Source organism: Spirillospora sp. NPDC048824, assembly GCF_043198455.1.
Classification (GTDB): domain Bacteria; phylum Actinomycetota; class Actinomycetes; order Streptosporangiales; family Streptosporangiaceae; genus Spirillospora.
Genome location: NZ_JBICUS010000009.1, coordinates 68,661 through 95,389, shown reverse-complemented (window position 1 = coordinate 95,389; position 26,729 = coordinate 68,661). Strand labels below are relative to the sequence as shown.

Genomic DNA, 26,729 nt, shown 5'->3' with positions numbered 1-26,729 from the left:
ACATTGGCAATTGCCAATTCTAGCAACACCGCCGGACGTCCGCGGGCGATCCATGACACTATGGAAACGCTGTTTCCCCATGGAGGTCGCGCGTGCGGTATCTGATCATCGGCTGCGGCCACATCGGCACGGAGCTGGCCCGGCGCTGGACGTCCGCCGGTCACCACGTCGTCGGCACCACCACCTCGCCCGGCCGGGTCGCCGAACTCGGCCAGATCTGCTCCGGCGTGGCCGTCCTGCGCGGCGCCGACCGGGAGGCCGTCGCCCGCGCCGCCGACGGCGCCGACGCGGTCGTCCTGACCGTGAGCCCGCGGCTGCAGCGCTCCTTCGACGCCGCCCAGCGCGTCGCCGAATACGCCGACACGCTCACCGCGAGCGCCCGGACGGCCGTCGCCGCGCACCCTCGCGTGGTGTTCACCAGCTCGTCCTCGGTGTACGGGGCGGGCGACGGCGCCCTGCTCGACGAGGAGGCCCCGACCACCGCCGACACCGACGCCTCCCCGCGCAACTTCGTCGCCGCGGAGCAGGCCGTGCTGTCCTCACCGCGCGGCGCCGTGGTGCGCATCCCCGACGTCTACGGCCACCCGGACGACATCGACTACCCGACCCGGGTGAAGTTCGCGCACGACGTCCTGGGCGGCAGCGTCCCCTTCTCCGCGGACGCCCTGCTGTACCGCATCGACTACCGGGACGCGGCCGCCGCACTCGACTTCGTCGTGACCCGCGAGCTGACCGGCGTGTACAACGCCGTCCCGGACGAGACCGTCCCGCCGACGAACGCGGCGGCCTTCGGCGAGATCTGCGAGACCGCGAACCTGCCCGCGCTCACCTACCGCGGCGAGATCAAGACCCCGTCCGTCCCCGTCACCTCCGCGAAACTGCGCGCCGCGGGCTTCACCTTCACCCACCGGGACGACGGCGCCGCGCGAGGGTGATGGCCGCCCGGCCCCTCAGGTGGGAGCGTTGAACCGGTGGGCGCCCCATCCACGTGCAGTGGGTGTCGCGTCTGCGGCGGGGGGACCGAGCCTGGGAGGACGTGCTGACCACCGATAGCCGCCTTGAGCGGGTGAAAGACGATGACGGCGCCGCGGAGACCGCCGCGGGGACCGCCCCGGGACCGGGCGGCCGGCGGAGATGGCGGCGGGCCGCGGGCCGGGCGGTCACCGTCGCGGCCTTCCTGTTCGTGGCGGCCGCGCTCGTCGCACCGGCCGAGTCCTCCAAGCTGACCCCGGCGGCGTTCGCGCGGGTGCCGCTGGAGGGGATCGCGGGCGTCGCTCTGATCCTCGCCGTGCCGGCGAGGGCGAGACGGTACGTGGCCGGGGCGGCGGGGGCGGTCCTGGGGCTCCTGTTCGTCCTGAAGGTCCTGGACCTCGGTTTCGAGGCCGTGATGTTCCGGCCCTTCGACCTCGTCCTCGACTGGCCGCTGCTCAGCCCCGCCATCGAGTTCGTCGAAGGGTCGGCCGGGCGGGCCGGGGCGGTCGGCGCCGTGATCCTGGCGGTCGTGCTGGCCGTCGCCGCGGTCACGCTCATGTCGCTGTCGGCGCTGCGGCTCGGCCGCGTCGCCGCCCGCCACACCAGGACGGCGGCCGGCTCGGCCGCCGTGCTGGGCGCCGTCTGGCTCCTGTGCGCCGCAATGGGCGCCCAGTTCGTCGACGGGGTGCCGGTCGCGTCGCGGAGCACCGCCGTCCTCGCCTACGACCACACCGTGCAGGTGCGGTCCAGCCTGAACGACGGGGAGGAGTTCGCCGAGGCCGCCGCCGTCGACGCCTTCCGCGACACGCCCCCCGGCAAGCTGCTGACCGGACTGCGGGGCAAAGACGTCGTCCTGGCGTTCGTGGAGAGCTACGGGCGTTCGGCGGTCGAGCACCCCGAGTACGCGCGGCAGGTCGGCGCGGTGCTGGACGCCGGGACACGGCACCTGGACGAGGCCGGGTTCTCCGCGCGCAGCGGCTGGCTCACCTCCCCCACGGCCGGCGGCGGCAGCTGGCTGGCGCACGCGACCCTGCTGTCGGGCCTGCGGGTCGACAACCAGCAGCGCTACCGCACCCTCGTCAACAGCGACCGCTTCACCCTCAACCACGCGTTCCACCGCGCCGGCTCGCGGACGGTCGCTCTCATGCCGGCCATCACCCGGGCCTGGCCGGAGGGCGAGTTCTACGGCTACGACAAGGTGTACGACAACCGCAACCTCGGGTACCGGGGGCCGCGCTTCGCGTTCGCCACCATGCCCGACCAGTACACGCTGTCGGTCCTGCAGCGCAGCGAACTCGCGGCGGACGACCACGCCCCGGTGATGGCGGAGACGGCCCTCGTGTCGAGCCACGCGCCGTGGGCGTCGATCCCCCGCATGGTCCCGTGGGACAAGGTCGGCGACGGCTCGGTCTTCCAGGGCATGGGCAAGGGCTACGACGCGCCGTGGCCGCCGCCCGACGAAATCCGCGGCGAGTACCGCAAGTCCGTCGAGTACACGCTGAACGCCCTCGTCTCGTTCATGGAGACCTTCGGCGACGAGGACACCGTGCTCGTCTTCCTCGGCGACCACCAGCCCGCGCCGGTCCTCACCGGCCAGGGCGCGAGCCGCGACGTGCCGATCACGGTCGTGGCCAAGGACGACGCCGTCCTGGAACGGATCTCCGGCTGGGGCTGGCAGGACGGTCTCAAGCCCGCGAAGAACGGTCCGGTATGGCCGATGAAGGACTTCCGCGACCGGTTCCTCACGGCTTTCGGCGGCTGACCGGATTGGCGGGAAGGCATCCCGGGAATGGTCAGTGTTGATCAGAATTGATCAGCATCCGCAGGTGCCGACCCACCTCCCCGCCAACTCCTGTGGAAAGGCCATCATGCCGTACCCACCCCGACGGCCGCATTCCCGCACGCCCTGGAAGTCCCGTCCCGGAAAGGCATTCCGCCCGCTCGCCGCGGTCATTGCGAGCCTCCTCGTCCTCGCCCCGTTCTCGCCGGTGCGCGCCGCCGTGCGAGACGTGCTGCCGCTGCACGTCGCCAACGAATCCGGGCGCACCGGCCAGGTGCATCTTTACATCGTCGGAACGGACATCGACACGGGCAGGCTCGGATACGTCGACGAGTCCGGAACGTTCACGCCGTGGCCGGCGGGTTCCATCCCGCCGAGCCCCGCCCCCGACGTCTCGATCAGCGGCCCGGCCGGCGGCGCGACCAGGACGCTCCGCGTCCCGCGCGGACTCTCCGGGCGCGTCTACTTCTCGTTCGGGGAGAAGATCAGGTTCTTCCTCACGCCGACCGGGCTCGTGCAGCCGGCACCGTGGAATCCGGGCGACCCCAACCACGACGTCCTCTTCGACTGGAGCGAATTCACCTACAATGACGACGGGCTGTGGCTCAACAGTTCCCAGGTCGACATGTTCAGCATCCCGCATTCCGTCGCGGTGACGAACGGCGCGGGCTCGACGACGCGAACCGGCGTGCTCGTCACGAATGGACGTGAACGAATCTTCAATGCCGTACAAGGCCAGGCCGGAGACTGGACCAGTCTGATCACGACGCGTTCGGACGGCCTTCGGCTCCGCGTCCTTTCTCCGGCGAAGGGCATCGACGCCGGTGTTTTCAGTCCCGCGTATCTCGACGGCTATATCAGCAGCGCATGGAACACCTACAGGACTCGCGCGCTGACCGTCGTGCCATTCCAGCACGAGCCGCAGAAGCGGTTCACCGGCCGGACCGGCGCGGACGACGTCATGCGCTTCACCGACGGCACGGGCGCCACCGTGGCCTCCTTCGAGAAGCCCGGCACGAAGGACGTGCTCGGCTGCGACGGCAGGCTCCACGCGCCCAACGACGCCGTGGTGGGCCCGATCGCGCGGACGCTGTGCGCGGCGTTCCACCGCTCGACGCTCGGCCACCTGCACACCCAGCCCACCTACGACTCCGGGCAGTTCTACACGCGGGACGTCACCGACCACTATTCGCGGATCGTCCACGAGAACATGGTCGACGGCAGGGCCTACGGGTTCGCGTTCGACGATGTCGGCGGGTTCGAGTCCCTCGTCCACGACGGCTCCCCCTCCTCCGCAGCGATCGGCCTGACCCCGTGGTGAGGACCCCGTGGTGAAGGCGCCGTGGTGAAGACCCCGTGGTGAAGGCGCCGTGGTGAAGGCGCCGTGGTGAGGGCGTCCTCGTGAAACGCCGTGGTGGGAGCCGTGATGAGAAGCCACAGCATGCGAGGGTGATGCGGTGACCTCACTGTCCGCCGAGCCCGGACGGCCGCCGGCGTCTCCCCGCGAGACGCCGGCGGGCCGTTTCGGGGCGCTGCGCCGGCACCGGCGGTGGCTGCTCGTGCTCGTCGTGGCGGCGCTGCTGGCCGAGATGGCCGTCGCGATGGCCGCCACGGCCGTGCGGCAGTCGCCGACCTCCGACGAACCCGTCTACGTGGTGGCCGGCGTCGAGTACCTCCTCGAACACGACCTGCGCCACAACCCGGAGCATCCGCCGCTCGGCAAGCTGCTCATCGGCGCCGGAGCGGTGCTCGCCGGCCCGCATTTCGACGCCGCCTACACGGGCTCGCAGACGCAGGCCGGGCGGCACCTCCTCTACGGGTCGGGCAATGACGCACAGCGGCTGCTGCTGGCCGCGCGGATCCCGGTCATCCTCGTGACGCTGCTGTTCGGGCTGGTCGTGTTCGCCTTCGCCCGTGACCTCGCCGGCCCGGCCGCCGGGGTGACGGCGCTCGCCCTGTACGCGTTCTCGCCCGGCGTCATCGCGCACGGCTCCCTGGCGACGCTGGACGTGCCCACGGCCGGCCTTCTGGTCACATCGGCGTGGCTGGCGTGGCGTGCGCGCGGGCGGCCCCGGCTCCATGTGCCGTTGGCCGGGCTGGCACTCGGCGCGGCCCTCGCCACCAAGATGTCCACGCTTCCCGCCGTGCCGGTCCTGATGGCACTGGTGGCGGGGTCGGTGTGGTCGTCGCGCCGTTCCGTGCGCGCCGCCGCGGCGTCGGCGGCCGGTGTGGCCGCGCTGGCGGTCGCCGTCGTGTGGGCGTCCTACCTGGCCGTCGATCCGCGGCTGCACTGGACGACGCCCCCCGGCGTCCCCGCCGTGGACGGGCTGCGGGGACTCGCCGTCGCCCTCATGCCGTTCCCTGAGCCTTTCCGGGACGGGATGCGCCTCCAGTTCGGCTTCGAGGACCTGCAATGGGGCGGATTCCTGTTCGGAGACGCCTACCGGGGCACTCGCTGGTACTACCTTCCGGCCGCGCTGCTGGTGAAGACACCGCTCGGGACGCTCGCCCTGTGGGCGGCGGGGATCGCGGCGATGACGGCGCTGCCGCGGCTGCGGCCCGCCGCGCCGTACGTGCTGGGCACCACGGCCGTCCTGCTGGCGGCGGCGATGACGGGCACCCGCGACTTCGGCATCCGGTACGTCATCTTCATGCCGATGTTCCTGGCGGTGGCGGCAGCCGGAGTGACGCTCGTGCGATGGCGCTGGGCCAGGGCCGCCGCCGGTGGACTCGTGTTGTTCGTGGCGGTCAGTTCGCTGCGGACGTTCCCGTACTACCTGCCCTATTCGAACGAGGCGTTCGGCGGCCCCGCCAAGACCCGCCTGCACCTGCACGACTCCAACGTCGACTGGGGGCAGGATCTCTGGCGGCTCGCCGACCGGCTCCACGAGCGCCACCCGGGCGAGAGGGTCTGGCTCGTCTACAAGGGCGGCGGCGTCCCGGCCTACTACGGCGTCCACGCGTCCGATCCGCGCACCGCGCGCCCGGACGAGGTGCACGGGCTTCTGGTGGTGTCCAACAGCTGGATCTCCAAGCAGGACCCGCGGCTGGTGCCGCTGATCCGCTCCAGCGAGCGGATCGGCGAGGTCGGCCACTCCATCACCATCTTCCGCCGCCCCTAGGCGCGGCTCAGCGGCGGTGACCGTGGGCACGGGCCCACAGCGCCGTCCATCCGCCGGAGGCGAGCCAGGACGCGGGGACGCGCAGCCCGTGTCCGGCGATCCCGTCCCAGAAGGCGGCGGTGTCGGCGCCGAGTTCGCGGGCGGCGGGCAGGGCGCGCTGCCACGGGCCGTCCCCGTCCTTGAGCGTGGTGGCCGGGTAGCCGGGGACCCTGACCCTCCGCGGCGCCGTCACGGGCACCGGCTCGATCCCGGAGGCGTCGCAGTTGACGGTGACGATGAGCGCGCAGAGCAGCGGCTCGGTCGCACGCCGCGCGAGGGCGCGGGCGATGACCGGGTCGTCCTGGACGGCCAGCCGCCCGATCGCCCGGCGCGTCCGGCGTCCCGCCAGGTCGAGGTTGTAGGCGTCGGCGATGGCGGGGACCTTGATGAGCCTGCGCAGCGTCTTGGGGAGCGGCGGCTCGCCCAGCAGGAGCGGGAGCTGGTCGAAGCGGTCGCGGAGCGACGGGTCCAGGCCGTCCAGCGCGGTTTCGAGGGGACGGTTCCCGGTCGCCGCCCAGAGTTCGATCAGGTCGGCCCGCTCCGTGGCGAGCGCTCGCCGGACGGCGGAGGCCAGCTGGGCGGCGCCCAGGCGGCGCAGCCGGACGAGAGCGGCGTCCGGCGGCGTCGCGGCGACGGCGGCGAAGACGCCGAGGACCCCGGGGGCCGTCTCCTCCCAGGCCCGGCGCGCGAGCGTCCCGAGCGCCGGGCCCGCGTCCTCGACGAGGCGGGGCGCGGCACGGCGCCGGGCGGGCCGCGCGGGCGGAAGCTCGTCGGGAGGAGGAGTGGGCTCCTCTTCGAGGGTGCCGGGGATCGCGGCGACCCAGTCGCGAATCCGCCGCTCCAGCTCCTCGTCCGGGTCGTCGTTGAACCTCGCCGCGATCTCGCTGATCCGCCATCCCCGCGAGGCGGGCCGCAGCGGGGCCAGTTCGGCGTTGACGACGAGCAGCCCGTGCTTGCCGTAGAAGCCGAGGAGGCCGGTGCGGCCCTTGCGGGCGTCGTCGAGATAGGCCGGGCCGGCGATGCAGTTGCCCATGTAGTCGGCCCATTCCGCCAGATCGCGTGCGCCGCGCGCGACCTTCACCCTGACCCCGGCGCCCGGGACGGCCTTGCCGTCCCATGCGAGCAGCGGCGCGGGGACGGCGAAGCCGCCGGTCAGCGCCTCGGCGATGGCGGTGCCCGACATCAGCCCGCCGGTGAGGGCGGACCAGGTCCGGGCGCCGCGCGGCGGGACGCCGCCGAGCGCGGCGAGCTGGGCGGCGCCCGAGACCGCCAGCGTGATCGAGTCGAGGCGGGGCGCCAGCGGTTCGACGACCGGTTCCGGGTCGTGGTCGAGCCAGGGCGCCCCGAAGCCGGGCACGCCCTGCGCCCGGTCGTGCCCGTGCAGGCGTGCGAGCGCGTCGAGCAGATCCGCGTACCACAGCAGGTCGCCGACCTTTTCCACAGCGGCCGGTTCTTCGGTGGCGGTGAGGCGCTCGTGGAGCGGCGCGGTGTCGCCCAGCAGGGGGCCCGACCAGGGCGGAATGCCGGCCCACTCGCCCGGAGGGCGCTCGTATCCCACGGCCTCGCGCCAGTCCCGCAGCCCGGTCGCCCCCCACTCGCGAAGCATCTCGTCACGGACGCCGCGCATCTCGTCCAGCAGCCGCTCGACGTCCTCGATGATCACGAGGGCGTAGTCGCGGGCGGACGTCAGTCGGGGCCTGAGGTGGGCGGCGAACCTGGCGTCCCTCGGGGCGCCGCCGGAGAGCCTGCGGTGGATGTCGCGGACGTGGGCGGCCGGGCGCGCCGGGATGCCGGTGAGCCCCGGCACGCGGCGCGCCGATTGCGCCGCGGTCATGTCGTTCACCTGCGCCGCCGCGGCGCCGATGAGGGCCGCCGAACGGTCCAGGCCGTCCTGCAGCCCGTGGTCGGCGACCGCCGTCGCGGTCCGCAGCAGCGCCGTCGCGCCGAGCGCGTCCTGGACGATCACCTGAAGCCGGTCGCTCCAGTACCGCTCGTCCGGCTTCCAGCGCGCGGCCTCCGCGAGCGACGGGTCCCTCACGATGCCCAGGGACGTCCGCAGCAGGTTGAGGATCCATTCGTCCTCGTAGTGACGGCGCCGCTCACGCAGATCGGCGACCCGGTCCCGGCGGCCCTGCGTCCCCAGCCGCCGCTTCCGCCGCGCCACCCCCGCATGGTGTTCCAGGACCCGTTCCCACAGGTCCAGGATCAGGTCGAGCCTCCGGGGCCGCGGGACCGGCTCGAACACCTGCCGCAGATGCTCCCCGAGCACCGAGGGCAGGCCGCCGGGGACGATGTCGACGCCCTCGGGCGCCTCCAGCGCGAGGACCCGCTCCAGCTGCTCGGGCCCCAGGACGTCGCTGGCCGCCACCGCCAGATGCAGCGCCGCCCACCGTCCGTCCTCCACGGCCCGCCCGGCCGCCGCGCCCACCCGTCGTGTGACCGCGGGCCCGAACAGAGCCACCAGGAATCCCGCCCGGTCCCCCAGCCGGCCCGCCTCGCGCAGGCCCACGGCCCGCAGTGCCGCCAGGACCGCGTCCCGCTGGTCCCCGCGCGCCCCGTCCAGCCGCGCGGACCGGAACCCCGCCCCGAGATCGACGCCCGCTCCCGCCGCGACCACTCCCCCGGCCCCGACGAGCCGGCCCAGTTCCGCGACGGCGTGCGCGACGTCCTCCCCGGAGGCCTCCTCGGGCCCCAGGGCGACGGCCTCCCCGGGACGGGCGTCCGCCTCATCCGGCAGCCGGGCCGGACCCGGCGGCCGGGCGGCCCAGGCGCACAGGCCCGAGGCCACCACACCCCACGCAAGCCGGATCTTCACCCGCCCCATGATCCCCGCCGGACCGCCCCGGGCCAACGGGGTTTCGGCGATCACCCCGGCCCGCATGCGCTCCCGTACCCGTAAGCGGCGATCCGTTTTCCCCGTCCTGTCGTCATCGCAGGCGGTGGTCCTGACGGGCTAGGGGCGGCCGCAGGCGCGGTCGAGGGCGTCGGTCAGCGTCGCGGGGTCGCAGGACGGGAGGACGGCGGCGAGATGGCCGTCCGGGCGGACGACGTGAACGGTGTCCGGGCCGGCCTGCAGGGCGGTCCGCAGGACCCCGTCCACGTCGATGTCGTCCAAGGCGCGTATCTCATGGGGGACGTCGGTCTCCGGTTCCAGCGCGCGGCGTCGCGCCGTCAGGACGACGAAGCCGGTTCCGAACAGGCGGCGCAGGCGGGTGGTCTCGCCGGAGACGGCGCACGGGCCGTCCGGGCAGAGGGTTCCGGGCACGGGCGGGCGGGCGGCCCCCGGTTCGAGCGGGAAGTCGTCCACCGGGCCGGACGGGGTGGTCAGCGGCGAGTCCAGGTACCAGAACGGTTCGGCGAGCTTGCCCGAGTCGATGATCGTGCGGGGTTCCGGATGCGTCCGCGCCCGCTCCAGGGACTCCAGCCGGTGGGTGCGCTGCGCGGGCGTCTGCGGGACGAGGAACTCCATCGTCCGCGTGGTGACGCGGAGGTTCTCCCCCGCCGCGGCGCGGCGCTCGGTGTCGTAGGACGCGAGCAGCCCCTCGGGCGCCAGGCCGTGCCGGACGAACGCGAGCTTCCACGCGAGGTTCTCCGCGTCCTGGAGGCCCGAGTTGAGCCCGCGGGCGCCGAACGGGGCGTACAGGTGGGCGGCGTCCCCGGCGAGGAACGCGCGGCCGGAGGCGAACGTCGCCGCGCGCCGCTCGTGGAACCGGTACACGGTCGCCCACACGATCTCGTACGGGACGTCCCCGACGATCTTCCGGATCCGCGCGTCCAGGGCCCCGGAGGCGCGTTCGGTGTCGAGGTCGTGGTCGGCGGGGACCTGCCAGTCGATCCGCCAGATGCCGTCCGGGCACTGGTGGACGAGGACCTGCCGGCCGGGATTCCACTCGGGGTCGAAGTGGAACCGCCGCTCGCTCGGGAACGGCAGCTCGGCCCGGATGTCGCAGATGAGGAACCTGTCGGCGAACGTGCGCCCGGGGAAGCCGATGCCGAGCAGCCGCCGGACGGCGCTGTGCCCGCCGTCCGCGCCCACCAGATGGCTGCCCCGGACGGTGACGCCCGCGTCGGCCTCGACACCTCGCCCGTCCTGGTGGAGCCCGCTGACGGGATGCCCGTACCGCAGATCGACCAGCGGCTCGGCGAGGGCGAGTTCGCGCAGGTGCCGCTCCACCTCCGCCTGGGAGATGTTGATCCAGGGCGGGACGGCGCCGCGCCCGGCGCCGGGGAAGGTGACCGAGAACAGCTCATCCCCGCGGTAGTAGGTCCGGCCGGTCGTCCACGTCACGCCGCGGGCGATCAGCTGCTCGGCGCAGCCGGCCCGGTCGAGGACGTCCAGGACGTCGCGCTGGAAGCAGATGGCCCTGGACCCGGACGGATCACGCCGGGCGGCGGCCTCCAGCACCACGCTGGGCACGCCGTGCCGCGCCAGCAGCAGCGCCGTGACCAGACCGACCGGCCCGGCGCCGACGATGACGACCGGCTCCATCACGCTCCGGGAGCTCACCTGAAAATGGTGCGCCTCCCGGCCGCCGCCGTAAAGGCGGCCACGCCGGGCGCGGCCGTGGCCGCGGTCAGGGCGTCGTCTTGGTCCGTGCCCGTTCGGCGGCCTGGGAGATGGTCTGGTCGGCGATCTGGCGGTCCTGCCAGCCGCGCACGTCGGAGCTCTTGTTCGGCTCCAGGTTCTTGTAGATGTCGAAGAAATGGGCGATCTCGTTGCGGATGTGCTCGTGCACGTCGTCCAGGTCGCGGAGTTCGGCGTAGCGGACGTCCTTGGACGGGACGCAGAGGATCTTCGCGTCGGGGCCGCCCTCGTCGTGCATCCAGAACACCCCGAGGCTGCGGACGGTGATCTGGCAGCCGGGAAAGGTGGGTTCGTCCAGCAGCACCATCGCGTCCAGCGGGTCGCCGTCCTCGGCGACCGTGTCCGGGATGTAGCCGTAGTCGACCGGGTACTGGGTCGAGGTGAACAGCATCCGGTCCAGCCGGATGCGGCCGAGCCGGTGGTCCATCTCGTACTTGTTGCGCGATCCCCTGGGGATCTCGACGATCATCTCGATCTCCATGCATGCCTCCCCGTGCATCTTCATATCCGCTGTCGGGTGGTTCATCGGGCGGCGGTTCAGTGGGCGGCGGCGTTCCAGTCGGGGCCGGCGCCGATGGCGACCTCCAGTCCGACGGAGAGCGGGTACGCGGTCGTCATGTGGGTGCGGACGATGTCCTCCACCCTGTCACGTTCGCCCGGAGCGACCTCCAGGACGATCTCGTCGTGGACCTGGAGCAGCAGGCGGCTGGCGAGCCCGGCGCCGGTCAGCGCCTCGTCCACCCGCAGCATCGCGATCTTGACGATGTCGGCGGCGGAGCCCTGCACGGGGGCGTTCAGCGCCATCCGCTCGGCGGTCTCGCGGCGCTGCCGGTTGTCGCTGGTCAGGTGCGGCAGGTAGCGGCGGCGGCCGAGGACCGTGCGGGTGTAGCCGGTGACGCGGGCCTCGGCGACGACGTGGTCGAGGTAGTCGCGGACGCCGCCGAGCCGCTCGAAGTAGGCGTCCATCAGCGGACGCGCCTCCGCCATCGGGACGCCGAGCTGCTTGGCCAGGCCGAACGCCGACAGGCCGTACGCCAGCCCGTACGACATCGCCTTGATCTTGCGGCGCATGTCGGGGGTGACGGCCTCCGGGGCGACCCCGAACACCTGTGCGGCCATCGTGGTGTGCAGGTCCTCGCCGGATTCGAACGCGGCGACGAGCGTGGGGTCCTGCGACAGGTGCGCCATGACGCGCAGTTCGAGCTGGCCGTAGTCGGCCGTCATCAGCGACTCGAAGCCGCCGCCGGGCAGGAACGCGCGGCGGATGCGCCGCCCCTCCTCGGTCCGGACGGGGATGACCTGGAGGTTCGGCTCGGTGGAGGTGAGGCGGCCGGTGGCGGCGACGGTCTGCTGGAACGTGGTGTGGATCCGGCCGTCCGCGCCGATCTCCCTGATCAGCCCGGCCACGGTGGCGCGCAGCCGCGCCTGGTCGCGGTGATGGAGCAGGACCTGCGGCAGGCCGTTGTCGGTCTGGGTGGCGAGCCAGGTCAGCGCGTCGAGGTCGGTGGAGTACCCGGACTTGATCTTCTTGGTCCTGGGCAGGCCCAGCTCGCCGAACAGGACTTCCTGGAGCTGCTTGGTCGAGCCAGGGTTGAAGCGGCGCCCGGCGATGTCGGCGGCCTCGCCGGCCGCGCGTTCCATCGCGTCGGCGAAGTGGCGTTCCAGCTCGTGCAGGAGGCCGGCGTCGACATGGACTCCGGCACGTTCCGCTCTGGCGAGCAGGCCCGACAGCGGCAGCTCGACGTCGCGGAGGACCTCGTCCATGCCCGTGGAGGCGAGGTCGGCGGCGAACCTGCCCGCCAGGTCGAGGACGGCGCGCGCGCTCAGCATCAGCCCGGCCGCCCCGTCGGCGGGCGGACGGCGCCCGAGGTGACGCCCCGCCAGGTCGGCGATGCCGTAGGCGGCCAGGCCGGGCAGCAGGAGGTAGGCGGCCATCGCGGTGTCGGCGGCGATCCCGGCGAGCCGCCAGCCGCGCTCACCGAACACGCGCAGCAGCGACTTCACGTCGTGCAGCGCCTTGGGACGGCCGGGGTCGGCCAGCCATTCCGTGAAGGCGCGCTCGTCGTCCTCGGTGAGGCCGGACGGTTCGAACGAGGCCGCATGCCTCTCGCCGGTGGCCAGCGCGATCCGGGTGACGTCGCCCGCGCCGCGGACCCAGGTGTGGTCGGCGGCCAGCCCGACCGTGCCGGCCGCGTGGGACCGGAGCCAGCCCGCCAGCTCGTCCGGCCCCAGCTCACGGCCCCTGATCGGCTCGGGCCCGGCCGACCCGGCCGGCCCGGTGTCCGGCGCGCGGCCGCCGCCCGGGTCGGCGGCGAACAGGCGCTGCCGGAGGCTGGCGTTGCGGAACTCCAGCTCGTCCAGCAGGGACGTGAACGCGGACAGGTCGTAGGGCCGCCGCCGCAGGTCCCCGATCTCCACCGGCAGGTCCAGGTCGCGGACGAGTTCGGTCAGCCGCCGGTTGAGCCGCACCGAGTCGAGCGCGGCGCGCAGCTTCTCGCCCGCCTTCCCCTTCACCTCGCCGGACCGGTCCAGCAGAGCGTCGAGGGAGCCGAACTCGCGGACCCACTTCGCGGCGGTCTTCTCCCCGATGCCCGGGATGCTCGGCAGGTTGTCGGACGGGTCGCCGCGCAGCGCCGCGAAGTCGGGGTACTGCGCCGGGGTCAGGCCGTACTTCTCCCGCACCGCATCAGGCGTGTACCGGATCATCTCCGAGGCCGTCCGGTAGAAGTACAGGACGGTGACGTCGTCGCTGACGAGCTGGAGGACGTCCCGGTCGCCGGTGATGATGAGCACCTGGAGGCCGTCCGCCTCGGCCCTGGCGGTGAGGGACGCGATGACGTCGTCGGCCTCGTAGCCGGGCGCCCGCAGCACCGGCATGTTCATCGCGGCGAGGAGCTCGTCCAGGATCCTCAGCTGGCTGCCGAACTCGTCCGGCGACCGTGACCGGGTGGCCTTGTACTCGGGGAACGCCTCCGTCCGGAACGTCCGCCGCGACACGTCGAACGCGACCGCGGCGTGCGTCGGGCGCTCGTCGCGCAGCGCGTTGGCCAGCATGTTCGCGAACCCGTACACGGCGTTGGTGGGCTGCCCGGCGGTGGTGCTGAAGTTCTCGACCGGCAGCGCGTAGAACGCCCGGTAGGCCAGCGAGTGGCCGTCCAGGAGAAGAAGGCGGGGCCGGTCGGTCATGCATCCCATCCTGGCACCGGGGGAAGGTGGCATGAAACAGCCGGACGACGTGTTGGGGGCGACATGACGAAGATCGATCTGGGCAGGCTGGGGATCTGGCGCCCGTGGAGCGAACTCGGCCCCGAGCTGGCCAAGGACGTCGAGGACCTCGGCTACGGCACCATCTGGATCGGCGGTTCGCCGCGCGGGGACCTGAAGGTCGCCGAGCGGCTCCTCGCCGCCACCGACCGCATCGTGATCGCGACCGGCATCGTGAACATGTGGACCACGCCCGCCGATGAGGTCGCGGCGTCGTACCACCGGCTCGACGACGCGTACGGCGGCCGGTTCCTGCTCGGCGTCGGCATCGGCCATCCGGAGGCGACGCAGGAGTACCGCAGCCCGTACGAGACGATCCTGGCGTATCTGGACCGGCTCGACGCGGCGGACGTTCCGGTGGGCAGGCGGGTGCTGGCCGCGCTGGGGCCGAAGGTGCTGCGGCTGTCGGCGGAACGCGCCGGGGGTGCGCACCCGTACCTGACCACGCCCGAGCACACGCGCCGGGCACGGGAGACGCTCGGCGACGGCCCGATCCTCGCTCCGGACCAGAAGGTGGTGCTCGACACCGACCCCGAGCGCGCCCGCGCGCTGGCCAGGGAGAAGATCGGCTTCTACTTCCGGCTGACGAACTACGTCGCCAGTTTCAAGCGGCTCGGCTTCACCGACGAGGACGTCGCCGGGGACGGCAGCGACGCGCTCCTGGACGCGCTGGTCGCGCACGGGGATCCGGCGGCGGTGGCGGCGCGGCTGAGCGGCCACCTGGACGCCGGTGCCGACCACGTCGCCGTCCAGGTGCTGACCGAGCAGGGCGCAGACCCTCGTCCCGCGCTGCGGACGATCACCGAGACGCTCTCCCCGCGCTGACCCCGCAACGGGGGGAGGCGCGGGGAAACGGCGGGGGACGCGCCCGGTCGCGGACGCGTCCCCCGGTCGAACGGCTGGGACCGCTACTTCGTCGCGAAGTGGCCGATCATGTCCGGCACGGCGCGCTTGCCGGCCGGCGCCTGCCTTCTGGCGAGTTCGTTGCCGTTGACGGTCAGGGTGCTGTAGGCGAACTTCTGGGTGACCGCCGCCGCGCCGTCGGTCATCTGGTCGAGGCCGCGGGGGTCGACGTTGCCGTAGCGGTCGCAGACCGCGTGATAGCACGGGTCGTACGCCTCGCCCGCGGTTCCGCCGTACACCTGCGCCTGCTCGGGCGTCTTGATGCCCTCGGCGCCGGTGAACAGCCCGCCGGCGGGGATGCCCGCGTCGATGAAGGCGCTGTAGTCCGACCGCCCGTTGAACGGCGACGGGTCGGTGGCGAGCCCGCGCTTGGCGAAGTAGTCGTTGAACGCCTTCTCGATCGCGCCGGACCCTGCGGGTGACTCGACGGGGTTCTGGCCCTCGCTGTTGTCGCCGTCGTAGACGAACCGGACGAAGTTCGGAGAGCCGATCATGTCGAAGTTGAGGTTCAGCGCGATCTTGTCCCGCTCCTCCTCCGGGAGGTTGGCCACGTAGTGGTTGGAGCCGAGCAGGCCCTCCTCCTCGGCGCCCCAGAACGCGAACCGCACCGTGTTGCGGAGCTTGGGCCCGAGCTTGTGGATCTGCTTGGCCATCTCCAGCAGCGCCGCCGTGCCCGAGCCGTTGTCGTTGATGCCGGGCCCGTCGATGACGCTGTCGTTGTGCGCGCCGACGACCACGACGTTGTCGGTCTTGCCGCGGCGGGTGTCGGCGATGACGTTGGCCGCCCCGCGCTCCTCGGTGAAGGTGTCGGTCTTGACGCGCAGCGTCACTCCGCCGTCCTGCGCCTGCTGGACGAGCGCCGTCCCGACGGCGCTGGTCGGGCCGATGACCGGGATGCCGTACGGCTTGGTCAGCGTGCCGGCGACCGGTCCCGGCTGGTCGGGGAGCTGGTAGATGGCGACGGCGGCGGCGCCGGCGGCGATGGCGTGGTCGGTCTTGAGGGAGAAGAAGCAGCCGCCGCGCTGGATCAGCGCGATGTGCCCCGCGGGGAAGCCGGCGAAGTCGTCGGCCTCGCAGCCGCTGCCGACCCCGGTGGCGCCCGGGTCGACGGGGGTCGCGGCGGCGGTGACGTCGCCGGCGCCGGAGTACTGCATGGTCGCGAAGTCGGTGCCGGGCTGGAACGTCTTCTGCCCGGGTGCGGTCTGCTCGAAGACCGGCTCCGACATTTCCTGCCAGAAGTCGAACGTGAACTTCTGGACGGTCGGGTCGTATCCGGCCCGTTCGAGCTGGTTCGCGATGTACTTGACGGTGATCTCGTTGCCCGGGAGCCCGGCGGCCCGGTTGCCGCCGTTGGCGTCGGCGATCTTCTGCAGGTTCAGCTGGTGGTGGCGGACGTTCTTGAGCTTGACCAGGCGGGCCAGTTGGGAGTGCGCCGGTGCGGCGGCCTGGGCCGGTACCGCGGCCAGGGTGGTGGCGGCGAGTGACAGCCCGGTGAGGGCTGCTAGCGCGGTTCTGCGCATGACTTGGTCTCCGTTTTGTGGGGGGGACGAAGCAACCCGAAGCCTGACACGCGTCAATTCACGCAACAAGACACGACTCGGCATCAAAACGGCCAATATTGGTCTCATTCGGAACCCGTATTTACAAGATCAGCATCCGTATCGCGATCACCGTCCGTTCCCTTCGCCACCACCGTTAGTGTCGATCATGACGGCACCACGGAAACGCGTTCTCCAAGGTCAGCGCCGGAATGGCCGCCCCTGCGGACGCCGTGACCTGCGGGAACGGCGAGAAGGGGCACGCGGGCACACGGCACCCGCCGGCCAGGGCGCCGAGAGCCGCGGCACACCCGGCGCGCCCGAGTTCCAGCAGGTGAGACCACTGGCCCCGGACAAAACGGCCTGAGTATGCTTCGTGACCCCTACCAGGTGGCCGCCGACGATCAGGAGTGGGCTGTTGTCGAGTCCCGAACAGGTGCATCGATCCCGGAGACGCCCCCGGACGAGCCCGATCGGACGAAGGATCGCACTGCTCCTGGCGATCCCGCTGGTGTCGCTCGTGTCCCTGTGGTCGTTCTCGGCCGTCCCGGCGCTGAGCGACGCGCTGGAGCGGATCCAGTACGCCGGGAACCACGACCGGGTCGGCCAGCCGTCCAACCTCGCCATGCAGGCGCTGCAGGAGGAACGTGCCGCCGGGATCGCCGCGCTGACGGCGCCGTCCCCCGCGAACACGCAGAAGTTCCAGGCGCAGGCCGCCAAGACCGACCGTGCGGTGGCCCTCTTCCGCAAGTCGGCGTTCTCCCCCGAGGCCGCGGAGAACAGAACCGCCGAGGCGATGCAGCGCACCCGGAACGTCGGCAACCAGTTCGACCAGCTGGCCAGCATCCGGTCCCAGATCACCTCCCGGAACGTCTCGGCGCTGGAGACCATCAACACCTACAGCGAGGTCTTCGACAACGTCGTCCGGCTGCTCAGCACGCTGGTGAGCATCGGCGACATCGAGGTCTACCAGCAGACCAGCGGCATCCTGTACATGTACTGGTCGCGCGACTTCATGCTGCGCGAGGATTTGCTGCTGACGAGCCTGCGCGGCAACCGGCTGAAGTCCGGCGGCCGGGCCGCGTTCGCCCAGTGGGCGGGCACCCGCGCGGAGCTGTTCGACCTCGGCCAGACCGGGATCGGCGGCGAGGTCGCGCGGACCATGAGCGGCCTGGTGAACTCCCCCGCCCTCGCCTCCTACGTCGCCCTGGAGAACGGCGTCGTGCAGCAGGGCAGGACCCCCGACCCGCAGCGGTGGCAGGCCGCCGTCAAGGCGGCCGGGCAGATATGGCTCGGCACGACCTACAAGGCCGGCGAAGTCATCCAGCACGACGAGGTCGAGCCCGCCGCCCAGCGGATCATGCTGCGGGTCTACCTGGCGGGCGGCCTCGGGCTGCTGGCCGTGATCGCGTCCATCGCGCTGTCGCTGCTGTTCGCCCGCAGGCACGCCCACGAGCTCAGGAGCCTGCAGCGGTCGGCGCAGGAGCTGGCGAACGACCGGCTGCCCCGCGTCGTCGAGCGGCTGCGGCGCGGCGAGCGCGTGGACCTGGAGGCGGAGACGCCCGGCCCGGCGGCCGGAAGGACCCGCGAGGTGGCCCTGGTCAGCGAGGCGTTCGACACCGTCCAGCGGACGGCCATCAGCACCGCGATCGGTGAGGCGGACCTGCGCGCGAGCATCAACCGGGTCTTCGTCAACCTGTCGTGGCGCAGCCAGTCGCTCCTGCACCGGCAGCTGCGGCTGCTGGACCAGATGGAGCGGCGCGCCTCCAGCCCCGAGGAGCTCGACGACCTGTTCCGCCTCGACCACCTGACCACCCGCATGCGGCGGCACGCCGAGGGCCTGGTCATCCTGTCCGGCTCGCCGACCGTCCGGGCCTGGGACCATCCGGTCGCGGCCGAGGACGTGGTGCGCGCGGCGATCGCGGAGGTGGAGGACTACACCCGGGTGGAGCTGACCGGGGAGTCGTCGGCCGCGGTCTCCGGCGGCGTGGTCGCCGACGTCATCCATCTGCTGGCCGAGCTGATCGAGAACGCGACGATGTTCTCGCCGCCCGCCACCGAGGTCACCGTCAAGGTCGAGACCGTCGCCAACGGACTGGCCGTGGAGGTGGTCGACCGGGGCCTCGGGCTCAACACGCAGGAACGGGACGAGCTGAACCGGCGGCTGGCCAGCGCGGTGGAGTTCGACCTGGTCGACACCGAACGTCTCGGCCTGTTCGTCGTCGCGCGGCTGGCCGCCCGGCACGACATCAAGGTCTCGCTGCAGCCGTCGCCGTACGGCGGCACCACCGCGATCGTCCTCGTCCCGCACTCCCTGGTCGTCCTGAGCGACGACTGGCATTCCTCCCGCGGCCTCGGCGCCGGCACGCAGCAGCCGGTCGGGGCGGCGGCCGCGGCCGGATCCCCGCCGCCGCTCGGCCGCCCGGCCCGCCCGGCCCGCCCGGCGCTCCCGGCCGCCGACCAGCCGCCCGCACCGTCCGGCGAGCCGCCGCCGGGACCCGTTCTCGACCCGGGCCGCGTTTTCGACCCGGGCCCTGTTCTGGACCCGGGCCCTGTTCTCAGCCCCGGCCCCGCCTACGACCCGGCGCAGCCGGGCGATGCGCTCGCCGGCGGCCGCGGCCGCCGGTCCGGCGAGGATCCGGAGGCGGGCGGCATCGAGGACAGCGAGATCACCGGCAGGCTCCCGCGCCGGGTACGCCGTGCCCACCTGGCACCTCAGCTGCGCAAGCGTCCCGCACGGCGGAACGCCGAATCATCCCGGGGGGCCGACGACGACTTCGACGAGCCCAGTCCGGAGTTCAGCCGCGACCTGATGGCCTCACTACAGTCGGGTTGGCTGCGCGGCAGGAACGCCGACGACGAACCGGGCGATCTCGATCCACGCGACGAATGGGGGGACTCATGATGGGGCAGAGCCACGCCACGGGCGAGCTCGACTGGCTGCTCGACGACCTGGTGGAACGGGTCGGCGAGGTCCACCAGGCCGTCCTGCTGTCCCGGGACGGGCTGGTCATGGGCGCGTCGAAGGGCGTCACCCGCAAGGACTCGGAGTTCCTGGCGGCACTGTCGTCCGGCTTCCACAGCCTGGCCAACGGGGCGCGCGAGCACTTCGAGGCCAAGCAGGTGCGGCAGACCGTCGTCGAACTGGACGGCATGCTGTTCTTCATCATCCCCGCCGGCAGCGGCAGCTGCCTGGCGGTGCTGAGCGACGCCGGAGGCAACGCCGGGCTGGTCGCCTACGAGACCACCATGCTGATCAAGCGGGTGCGCCGGCAGCTCAGCGCGTCGCCCCGGACCCCGGACGACGCGCAGGACCCCTCGCTGCATTCGGGTGCCTCGGGCTGAGCCGACGGTGGAGACTCCGAGAGAGCGCTGGATCGGGCGGGACGCCGGCCCGGTCGTCCGGCCGTACGCGGTCACCCGCGGGCGCACTCGCGCCCGCGGTCCCGTCGTCGACCTGGTGGCGATCCTCGTCGCGACCGGGCGGACCCCGGGCGACCGGGTGTGGCTGTCCCGTGAGCACCGGATGCTCCTTGAGATGTGCGGGCGGCCGTCCACCCCCGCCGACCTGGCCTCGAAGGCCGACCTGCCGTTCCGGGTGGTGCAGATCCTGCTGGCGGATCTGCGCGAATACGGCCTGATCGAGGAGTCGGACCAGGACCGGCCGTCCGAACGCCCCGACCCCCGCATACTGATGAGAGTGCTCGATGAACTTCGCCGCCTCTAAGACCGTCCCGCCGCGAGACGCGGACGACGACATCCCTCTGCACACGCTGAAGGTCCTGGTGGCCGGCGGCTTCGGCGTCGGCAAGACGACGCTGGTCGGCACGGTGAGCGAGGTCCACCCGCTGCGCACGGAGGAGACGCTCACCGACGCCTCCGTCGGCGTGGACGACCTCGGCGGCGTGGAAGGCAAGACGACCACGACCGTCGCCATGGACTTCGGCCGGCTGACGTTCTCCGGCGGTGTCCGGCTGTACCTGTTCGGGACGCCCGGACAGGAGCGGTTCTGGTTCATGTGGGACCAGATCGCCTACGGCGCGATCGGCGCGATCGTCCTGGTCGACACCCGCCGGCTCACCACGAGCTTCGCGTCCATCGACTTCTTCGAGCAGCGGGAGATCCCGTTCGTCATCGCCGCGAACAGGTTCGACGGCGCCCGCGCCTACACCGTCGAGGAGATCCGCGACGCCCTCGACGTCGACCCCGAGGTCCCCGTCATGCTCTGCGACGTGCGCGACCCCGTCATGGCGAAGGGCGCGCTCGTCGCGCTCGTCGAGCACGCGCTGCAGGCGTCGAAGGTCTAGCCCGGCGCGGTCTGGCCGGCGGCCATCCGGGCGACGATCAGGGACGCGAGCGCGGCGTAGGCGGCGGAGTCGTCCAGGCCGGTCTGCGCCTTGATCTCGCCGCGGTGGATGGACTCCATGACCTGGCCCGCGACGGCGCCGACGAACGCGGCGTCGGTCCCGGCGCCGGTGCCGGGCGCCGCCTCGCGGACGAGTCCCTGCACGCGCCGGACGGCGAACCCGGTGTTCCGCTTGTAGATCTCGCGGGCGGGGGCGAAGGCGTCCAGGTCGGCGAAGAAGGCGGGCGACGCGGGCGCCAGTTCGCCGGAGATCGCACGCAGGTAGGCGCCGACGCGGTCGCGCGGGTCGGCGCCCGCCCGCGTGACCGCGTCGAGGGCGGCCTCCACCCGCTCGGTGGCGCGGCGGAAGAACGCGCGGACGACGGTCACGATGATCTGCTCCCGGCTCGCCGCGACGGAGTAGAGGGTGCTCTTCGAGCAGCGCAGGGCGGCGGCCAGCTCCGCGACGCTCAGCTCGGCGAAGCCGCGGTCGAGGAAGACGTCGATGAGGCGGCCGACGAGTACGTCGCGCCGCCGCATGGCGCGGGAGGCCCGTGCGGCGGGCGTGGCGCGGGCGCCGTCCAGCGAGGTCATGCCCGAGACGGTACCAAAACGCAGTACCAGAATCGGTTCGCCAGTACTGCCGTTGGTACGGTGAGCGTGCCGAAAGGAGTCCGCCCATGCCCGCCACCCGGCACCTGCCCACACCCGAGTCCGAGGACCTCATCGCACTCACCCGCGAGATCGCGGCGAAGGAGCTGGAGCCGCGGGCCGCCGGCGCCGAGCGCACCGGGACGTTCCCCCGCGAGGTGTTCGCGACGCTGGGCCGGGCGGGGCTGCTCACGCTGCCGTACCCGGAGGAGTTCGGCGGCGGCGGCCAGCCGTATGAGATCTACCTCCAGGTCCTTGAGGAGATCGGCGCGGCGTGGGCGAGCGTCGGCGTCGGCGTCAGCGTCCACGCGCTGTCGTGCTTCCCGCTGTTCGCCTACGGGACGGACGGGCAGCGCGCCCGGTGGCTCCCGGACATGCTGTCCGGCGAGCGCCTCGGCGCGTACTGCCTGTCGGAGGCGCACGCCGGGTCCGATCCGGCGGCGATGCGGGCCAGGGCCGTCCGGGACGGCGACTCCTACGTCCTGAACGGCGCCAAGGCGTGGACGACCCACGGCGGCAAGGCCGACTTCTACACCGTCATGGCCCGCACGTCCGACGACGGCGCCCGCGGCATCTCGTGCTTCCACGTCCCCGCGGGCACGGCCGGGCTGGAGTTCGACGAGCCCGAGGACAAGATGGGCCTGATGGGGTCGACGACCGCGACCGTCCGCTTCGAGGACGCGCGCGTCCCGGCCGGCAACCTGATCGGCGGCGAGGGCCAGGGCCTGTCGATCGCGCTCGCGGGTCTCGACGCCGGCCGCCTCGGCATCGCCGCGGTCGCCACCGGGCTCTCCCAGGGCGCGCTCGACACCGCCGTCGCCTACGCCAAGGAGCGCGAGGCGTTCGGCAAGGCGATCATCGACCACCAGGGCCTGGCGTTCGTGCTGGCCGACATGGCCGCCGCCGTCGAGTCGGCCCGCGCGACGTACCTGTCGGCGGCGCGCCTGAAGGACGCGGGCCGCCCCTACGGCCGGGAGGCGTCGATCGCCAAGCTGGTCGCCACCGACAACGCGATGAAGGTGACCACGGACGCCGTCCAGGTCCTCGGCGGCGCCGGCTACACCCGCGACTTCCCCGCCGAGCGGTTCATGCGCGAGGCGAAGGTGATGCAGATCTTCGAGGGCACCAACCAGATCCAGCGGCTGGTGATCTCGCGCCATCTGGCCCGCTGACCGGCCGCGAGTCCCCCTCAGCCTTCGGGCGGGGTGAGCTTCAGCAGGTTGACCGTGCCCTCGGCGACCACGCGGCCCTTCTCGTCGGTGATCGTCGACTGCCAGGTCACATGGTCGTCCACCCGGTCGACCGGACGGGCGCGGGCGGTCAGCCGGCCCTCGCGCACGGCCCGGATGAACCGGGTGTGGTTGCTGACGCCGACGACCTGGCTGCCGAGCCCGACCGTGAGCGCGGCACCCATGCTGCACACCGTCTCGGTGATCGCGCAGTACACACCGCCGTGGACGATGCCGTACGCCTGCATGAGCTTGTCGGTGACCTCCAGTTCGGCCACGACCTCCTGTTCGGACGCCTCGACCACCAGGAGACCGAGCGTCTTGTCCAGCGGACCCGCGTAACCGACCCGTTCAACCGTCATCCCCAGAAGCTATCCAGCCCCCGAAATCGGCGTCAACGAGGGTGTAGAGCCCGGCTGCCCGGGAAGGTGGCCAGCGCCCCGGGATATGGAGGTCGCGGAATGAGCAGCCTGGTCGGACGGAACCTGCTGGCGGGGGCGGAGCCCGATGTCGCGGCGAACGCGGGCTACACCGACCCGCCCCCCAGGATGGGCTTCTTCACCGACACGTCCGTCTGCATCGGCTGCAAGGCGTGCGAGGTGGCCTGCAAGGAATGGAACGCCATTCCCGAGGACGGCCTGGAGTTCACCGGCATGTCCTACGACAACACGCAGGGCCTCGGCGCCGACACCTGGCGGCACGTCGCGTTCATCGAGCAGGACAAGCCCATGGGGAACGCCGAGGCCGGCGTCGACCACGGCGGCGCCACGGGCGGCGGTGCCACGGACATGCGCTGGCTGATGGCGTCCGACGTGTGCAAGCACTGCACGCACGCCGCCTGCCTGGACGTCTGCCCGACCGGTTCGCTGTTCCGCACGGAGTTCGGCACCGTCGTCGTCCAGGAGGACATCTGCAACGGGTGCGGCTACTGCATTCCCGCCTGCCCCTACGGCGTCATCGACCAGCGCAAGGACGACGGCCGGGCCTGGAAGTGCACGATGTGCTACGACCGGATCGGCGTGGGGCAGGAACCGGCGTGCGCCAAGGCGTGCCCGACGGACTCCATCCAGTACGGGCCGCTCGACGAGTTGCGCGAGCGCGCCGCCCTGCGCGTCGAGCAGCTCCACGACATCGGCGTGGAGGACGCGCGCCTGTACGGGCACGACCCGGACGACGGCGTCGGCGGCGACGGCGCGTTCTTCCTCCTCCTGGACGAGCCGGAGGTGTACGGGCTGCCGCCGGACCCCGTCGTCACCACCCGCGACCTGCCGTCCATCTGGAAGCACGCGGGCGTGGCGGCCGCCACGCTGCTCGGCGGTCTCGCCGCCGTCTTCACCGTCCACGGCCGCAACGGAGGCGGGCGATGAGCGACCCTCGCGACGAAAGCGGTGTCGGCAAGGAGGGCATGCGCGGGCAGCGGCCGGGCCGCGAGGCGGAGATCGGCAAGGGCCTGCCCGGCCGGGACGGGAGGCGCCGCAAGCGCCGGGGCGAGAAGGCGATGGTGCCGGAGGCGGAGTTCACCTCCTACTACGGCCTGCCCATCCTGAACCCGCCCGTCTGGAAGGCCTACGACATCGCCGGGTACTTCTTCCTCGGCGGGCTGGCCGGCGCCGGTTCGGTGCTGGCCGCCGGCGCGCAGCTCACCGGGCGTCCCGGCGCCGCACGGGCGCTGAAGGTCTCGTCGCTGCTGGCCATCGGCGGGTCCACGGCCGCGCTGATCCACGATCTCGGGCGGCCCGCCCGGTTCGCCAACATGCTGCGCGTCATGAAGCCCACCTCGCCGATGAGCATGGGCTCCTGGCTGCTGGCGGCCTACGGGCCGGCCGCGGGCGCGGCGGCCGTCCTGGACGTGACCGGGCTGTTCCCGCGCCTCGGCGGGACCGCGACGGCGGGCGCCGCCGCACTGGGACCGGCCGTCGCCGCCTACACCGCGGCACTGGCCGCCGACACGGCCGTGCCCGCCTGGCACGACGTCCACCGCGAGCTGCCGATGGTGTTCGTGGGCTCGTCCGCGGCCGCCGCGTCCGGGATGGCGCTGATCACCTCCCCGGTCCGCGAGACGGCGCCGATGCGCAGTGCGGCGGTGCTCGGCACGGCCCTCGAACTGGCTGCGGCGAAGGTGATGGAGCGTCGAGCCGGCGTGGTCGCCGAGCCGTACAAGGAGGGCAGGGCCGGCAGGTTGGTGCGCGCGGGAGAGATCCTGTCGGCCGCGGGCGCCGCCGGGGGCGCCCTGCTCGGCGGGCGCAGCCGCGCGGTGGCGGCGCTCAGCGGGGCGGCGCTCCTGGCGGGCTCGGCCTGTACGCGTTTCGGTGTCTTCCACGCCGGGATCCAGTCGGCCCGGGACCCCAAGTACACGGTCGTTCCCCAGCGGGAACGTCTCGCCACACCCGTGTCGGACCGCGACTGACTCGATTGCCGACTTTCTGAAACTCCATTGAAATTTTGCGCAAGCTCTTGACCTTGCTGCAAGAAGAGAGCATTCTCACGGTGCATCGCGGACGGCCGTCCCCCACCCCTCAGGCGCCCACACCGCCGGCACCCGGGCGCCCTGTGACAGGAGTTCGCCCCCATGCAACGCGCCAGAGTCCCCCGCCGCCTGTCCCTGCTCGCCGCAGGAGCCCTCGTCCTCGGCGGGCCGGCATCCGCCGCCCTGCTCCCCGGCGACGCCGGCGCCACCCCTTCCTCCGCCGCATCGCTCAACACCGGTGACGTGACCGCCAACCTCTGGGAATGGAACTGGCCGTCGGTCGCGGAGGCGTGCACCGGCCATCTCGGGCCGGCCGGGTACGCGGCCGTCCAGGTCGCACCGCCCGCCGAGTCGGTCAGCCTCGCGAGCACCGGCGACGGCGCCCACCCGTGGTGGGAGGTCTACCAGCCCGTCTCCTACGGCCTGACCAGCCGGCTCGGCACGCGCGCCGAGTTCTCCGCCATGGTCGCCGCCTGCCACGACGCCGGCGTCCGCGTCTACGTCGACGCCGTCATCAACCACATGGCCGGCCACAACAACACGGTGAACACCACCTACGGCGGCTCGGCGTTCGACCCGGCCGGATTCTCCTACCCGGCCGTCCCCTACGGCCACGGCGACTTCCACCACGCGAACGACGGGTACTGCCACGACGACGACGCGGGCATCGACGACTGGAACGACAAGTCCGAGGTGCAGAACTGCGAACTGGTGTCGCTGTCGGACCTGAAGACGCAGTCCGGCCACGTCCGCGGGAAGATCGCCGGGTACCTCAACGACCTGATCGGGCTCGGCGTGGACGGGTTCCGCATCGACGCCGCCAAGCACATCGACCAGGACGACTTCGCCGCCGTCAAGGGCGCGCTGAACACCACGACCGCCGAGGGCAGGCCGCCCTACATCGCACAGGAGATCTTCCCGGGGGCGTCCAACCCCGATCTGAAGGCGGCCGCGTTCACCCGGAACGGCGACGTGCTCGGCTTCGCCTACGCGATGGGCCTCAAGACCCAGTTCCAGGACGGCACGCTGGCGAACCTGTCTGGCATCCCCTCCTGGTCGCTGGACGCCGACGGCTCGCAGACCTACGCCATGATCACCAACCACGACACGGAGCGGGACGGCTCGACGCTCAGCTACAAGAACGGCTCCGACTACACCCTGGCCAACTACTTCCTGCTGGCCTACCCGTACGGGAAACCGGCCATCTTCGACGGGTTCGCCTGGTCGTCCCGGGGGCAGTCACCGCCCGCCGACTCGCGCGGCTTCGTCACCGGCACGGACTGCTCAAGCGGCTGGCAGTGCATCACCCAGTCGATCGGGATCAAGGGCATGGTCGGCTGGCGCAACGCGACCGCGTCCGCCACGACCGTGTCCGACTTCACGGCGACGGCGAGCGGCGTCATCGGGTTCCGCCGCGGGTCGAGGGGCTGGATCGGCCTCAACGACTCGTCCGGGCCGTCCACCGCGTCCTACCCGACCGGGCTCGCGGACGGCGTCTACTGCGACGTCATCACCGGCGGGGCCGGGCCGGGCGGCTGCGCGGGCACGGCCGTCACCGTGTCCGGCGGCACCGCGACCGTGACCATCCCGGCGCGCGGCGCGGTCGCCGTCCACGCGGACGCCATGTCCGGCGCGACCCCGACGGCCTCCTCAGGCGCGAACCGCGGCTCCACCACCGGCACGTCGTTCCGTACCGGGAACGACACCTGGAGTTAGCCCCTCCCGGGCAGGCACCGCCCCGCGCCGCCCCGATTATCGGGCGCGGCGTGGGGCAGATCACAAAGGTCGGTCTCCGGATCACGTCACGTTCGGGGACTTCGATCCATCTTTCTGT

Annotated in this window: 20 protein-coding genes; 13 read left to right on the top strand and 7 right to left on the bottom strand. The window is 72.5% G+C overall.

Annotation, left to right across the window (positions count from 1 at the left end; genetic code table 11):
• Positions 1-92: 92 nt before the first annotated feature.
• The 4 genes from ACGFIS_RS19635 (at position 93) to ACGFIS_RS19620 (ending at position 5,874) form a co-directional block, all read left to right on the top strand.
• Complete coding sequence (locus tag ACGFIS_RS19635) at positions 93-935, top strand: NAD-dependent epimerase/dehydratase family protein (RefSeq protein ID WP_392971979.1); 843 nt, start codon at positions 93-95, stop codon at positions 933-935.
• Positions 936-1,036: 101 nt separating this feature from the next.
• The gene (locus tag ACGFIS_RS19630; protein WP_392908066.1) at positions 1,037-2,734 is read left to right on the top strand and encodes a sulfatase-like hydrolase/transferase; all 1,698 of its coding nucleotides are present in this window, start codon (positions 1,037-1,039) and stop codon (positions 2,732-2,734) included.
• Between the two features lie 106 nt (positions 2,735-2,840).
• Positions 2,841-4,073 carry a beta-1,3-glucanase family protein gene (locus ACGFIS_RS19625; RefSeq protein WP_392971977.1) on the top strand — a complete coding sequence of 411 codons (1,233 nt, stop codon included), beginning with the start codon at positions 2,841-2,843 and terminating at the stop codon, positions 4,071-4,073.
• 136 nt (positions 4,074-4,209) lie between these two features.
• Positions 4,210-5,874 (top strand): ArnT family glycosyltransferase, encoded by a 1,665-nt coding sequence (locus ACGFIS_RS19620; protein ID WP_392908071.1) that lies wholly within the window; start codon positions 4,210-4,212, stop codon positions 5,872-5,874.
• A 7-nt stretch (positions 5,875-5,881) separates the two neighbouring features.
• On the opposite strand, the gene ACGFIS_RS19615 is transcribed toward ACGFIS_RS19620, so the two are convergent.
• From ACGFIS_RS19615 to polA, 4 genes are all read right to left on the bottom strand, one after another.
• Entirely contained in the window at positions 5,882-8,728 is a 2,847-nt protein-coding gene (locus ACGFIS_RS19615) for a hypothetical protein (protein WP_392971975.1), read from the bottom strand.
• A 138-nt stretch (positions 8,729-8,866) separates the two neighbouring features.
• The gene (locus ACGFIS_RS19610) at positions 8,867-10,420 is read right to left on the bottom strand and encodes an FAD-dependent monooxygenase (RefSeq protein WP_392971973.1); all 1,554 of its coding nucleotides are present in this window, start codon (positions 10,418-10,420) and stop codon (positions 8,867-8,869) included.
• A 67-nt stretch (positions 10,421-10,487) separates the two neighbouring features.
• Positions 10,488-10,979, bottom strand: coding sequence for an inorganic diphosphatase (locus ACGFIS_RS19605; RefSeq protein WP_392908078.1), 492 nt, complete (start codon positions 10,977-10,979; stop codon positions 10,488-10,490).
• Positions 10,980-11,035: 56 nt separating this feature from the next.
• Positions 11,036-13,684: a DNA polymerase I gene (gene polA / locus ACGFIS_RS19600; protein ID WP_392971971.1), complete on the bottom strand. Its 2,649-nt coding sequence runs from the start codon at positions 13,682-13,684 to the stop codon at positions 11,036-11,038.
• A 63-nt stretch (positions 13,685-13,747) separates the two neighbouring features.
• Between polA and ACGFIS_RS19595 the strand changes: the two genes are divergently transcribed.
• Positions 13,748-14,587 carry an LLM class F420-dependent oxidoreductase gene (locus tag ACGFIS_RS19595; protein WP_392908082.1) on the top strand — a complete coding sequence of 280 codons (840 nt, stop codon included), beginning with the start codon at positions 13,748-13,750 and terminating at the stop codon, positions 14,585-14,587.
• 83 nt (positions 14,588-14,670) lie between these two features.
• Here the strand turns inward: ACGFIS_RS19595 and ACGFIS_RS19590 are convergent, their stop codons facing one another.
• Entirely contained in the window at positions 14,671-16,185 is a 1,515-nt protein-coding gene (locus ACGFIS_RS19590; RefSeq protein ID WP_392971969.1) for a M20/M25/M40 family metallo-hydrolase, read from the bottom strand.
• A 436-nt stretch (positions 16,186-16,621) separates the two neighbouring features.
• On the opposite strand from ACGFIS_RS19590, the gene ACGFIS_RS19585 reads away from it, so the two are divergent.
• Genes ACGFIS_RS19585 through ACGFIS_RS19570 form a run of 4 tightly spaced genes read left to right on the top strand, consistent with a single transcriptional unit; the run spans position 16,622 to position 20,510 of the window.
• Positions 16,622-19,108, top strand: coding sequence for a nitrate- and nitrite sensing domain-containing protein (locus ACGFIS_RS19585; RefSeq protein ID WP_392908086.1), 2,487 nt, complete (start codon positions 16,622-16,624; stop codon positions 19,106-19,108).
• Entirely contained in the window at positions 19,105-19,548 is a 444-nt protein-coding gene (locus tag ACGFIS_RS19580) for a roadblock/LC7 domain-containing protein (protein WP_392908088.1), read from the top strand. Before ACGFIS_RS19585 ends, ACGFIS_RS19580 begins: the two co-directional genes overlap by 4 nt.
• A 7-nt stretch (positions 19,549-19,555) precedes the next feature.
• A complete protein-coding gene (locus ACGFIS_RS19575; protein ID WP_392908090.1) occupies positions 19,556-19,930 on the top strand; it encodes a DUF742 domain-containing protein in 375 nt (124 codons plus the stop codon).
• Positions 19,911-20,510, top strand: a complete 600-nt coding sequence (locus ACGFIS_RS19570) for an ATP/GTP-binding protein (RefSeq protein WP_392908092.1) — start codon at positions 19,911-19,913, stop codon at positions 20,508-20,510. Before ACGFIS_RS19575 ends, ACGFIS_RS19570 begins: the two co-directional genes overlap by 20 nt.
• Here the strand turns inward: ACGFIS_RS19570 and ACGFIS_RS19565 are convergent.
• Positions 20,507-21,142, bottom strand: a complete 636-nt coding sequence (locus tag ACGFIS_RS19565; RefSeq protein ID WP_392908094.1) for a TetR/AcrR family transcriptional regulator — start codon at positions 21,140-21,142, stop codon at positions 20,507-20,509. The two genes, ACGFIS_RS19570 and ACGFIS_RS19565, sit on opposite strands and share 4 nt — an antisense overlap.
• A gap of 86 nt (positions 21,143-21,228) precedes the next feature.
• Here ACGFIS_RS19565 and ACGFIS_RS19560 point away from each other — a divergent pair, with 86 nt between their 5' ends.
• Entirely contained in the window at positions 21,229-22,371 is a 1,143-nt protein-coding gene (locus ACGFIS_RS19560) for an acyl-CoA dehydrogenase family protein (RefSeq protein WP_392908096.1), read from the top strand.
• A 17-nt stretch (positions 22,372-22,388) separates the two neighbouring features.
• Here ACGFIS_RS19560 and ACGFIS_RS19555 read toward each other — a convergent pair whose 3' ends face one another.
• Positions 22,389-22,790: a PaaI family thioesterase gene (locus tag ACGFIS_RS19555; RefSeq protein ID WP_392908098.1), complete on the bottom strand. Its 402-nt coding sequence runs from the start codon at positions 22,788-22,790 to the stop codon at positions 22,389-22,391.
• 186 nt (positions 22,791-22,976) lie between these two features.
• Here ACGFIS_RS19555 and ACGFIS_RS19550 point away from each other — a divergent pair, with 186 nt between their 5' ends.
• The 3 genes from ACGFIS_RS19550 to ACGFIS_RS19540 all read left to right on the top strand — a co-directional run bounded on the left by ACGFIS_RS19550 (position 22,977) and on the right by ACGFIS_RS19540 (position 26,611).
• Positions 22,977-23,795 carry a 4Fe-4S dicluster domain-containing protein gene (locus tag ACGFIS_RS19550; protein WP_392908274.1) on the top strand — a complete coding sequence of 273 codons (819 nt, stop codon included), beginning with the start codon at positions 22,977-22,979 and terminating at the stop codon, positions 23,793-23,795.
• Positions 23,792-24,835 carry an NrfD/PsrC family molybdoenzyme membrane anchor subunit gene (nrfD, locus tag ACGFIS_RS19545; RefSeq protein WP_392908101.1) on the top strand — a complete coding sequence of 348 codons (1,044 nt, stop codon included), beginning with the start codon at positions 23,792-23,794 and terminating at the stop codon, positions 24,833-24,835. Before ACGFIS_RS19550 ends, nrfD begins: the two co-directional genes overlap by 4 nt.
• Positions 24,836-24,997: 162 nt before the next feature.
• Positions 24,998-26,611 carry an alpha-amylase family protein gene (locus tag ACGFIS_RS19540; RefSeq protein WP_392971967.1) on the top strand — a complete coding sequence of 538 codons (1,614 nt, stop codon included), beginning with the start codon at positions 24,998-25,000 and terminating at the stop codon, positions 26,609-26,611.
• Positions 26,612-26,729: the final 118 nt, after the last annotated feature.

What these genes read in the sequence shown, in the direction of transcription:
- polA (WP_392971971.1), bottom strand. Translation starts at nt 13,684, where the DNA reads ATGACCGACCGGCCCCGCCTTCTTCTCCTGGACGGCCACTCGCTGGCC.
- ACGFIS_RS19590 (WP_392971969.1), bottom strand. Translation starts at nt 16,185, where the DNA reads ATGCGCAGAACCGCGCTAGCAGCCCTCACCGGGCTGTCACTCGCCGCC.
- ACGFIS_RS19605 (WP_392908078.1), bottom strand. Translation starts at nt 10,979, where the DNA reads ATGGAGATCGAGATGATCGTCGAGATCCCCAGGGGATCGCGCAACAAG.
- ACGFIS_RS19560 (WP_392908096.1), top strand. Translation starts at nt 21,229, where the DNA reads ATGCCCGCCACCCGGCACCTGCCCACACCCGAGTCCGAGGACCTCATC.
- nrfD (WP_392908101.1), top strand. Translation starts at nt 23,792, where the DNA reads ATGAGCGACCCTCGCGACGAAAGCGGTGTCGGCAAGGAGGGCATGCGC.
- ACGFIS_RS19625 (WP_392971977.1), top strand. Translation starts at nt 2,841, where the DNA reads ATGCCGTACCCACCCCGACGGCCGCATTCCCGCACGCCCTGGAAGTCC.
- ACGFIS_RS19555 (WP_392908098.1), bottom strand. Translation starts at nt 22,790, where the DNA reads ATGACGGTTGAACGGGTCGGTTACGCGGGTCCGCTGGACAAGACGCTC.
- ACGFIS_RS19580 (WP_392908088.1), top strand. Translation starts at nt 19,105, where the DNA reads ATGATGGGGCAGAGCCACGCCACGGGCGAGCTCGACTGGCTGCTCGAC.
- ACGFIS_RS19570 (WP_392908092.1), top strand. Translation starts at nt 19,911, where the DNA reads ATGAACTTCGCCGCCTCTAAGACCGTCCCGCCGCGAGACGCGGACGAC.
- ACGFIS_RS19595 (WP_392908082.1), top strand. Translation starts at nt 13,748, where the DNA reads ATGACGAAGATCGATCTGGGCAGGCTGGGGATCTGGCGCCCGTGGAGC.
- ACGFIS_RS19550 (WP_392908274.1), top strand. Translation starts at nt 22,977, where the DNA reads ATGGGCTTCTTCACCGACACGTCCGTCTGCATCGGCTGCAAGGCGTGC.
- ACGFIS_RS19540 (WP_392971967.1), top strand. Translation starts at nt 24,998, where the DNA reads ATGCAACGCGCCAGAGTCCCCCGCCGCCTGTCCCTGCTCGCCGCAGGA.
- ACGFIS_RS19565 (WP_392908094.1), bottom strand. Translation starts at nt 21,142, where the DNA reads ATGACCTCGCTGGACGGCGCCCGCGCCACGCCCGCCGCACGGGCCTCC.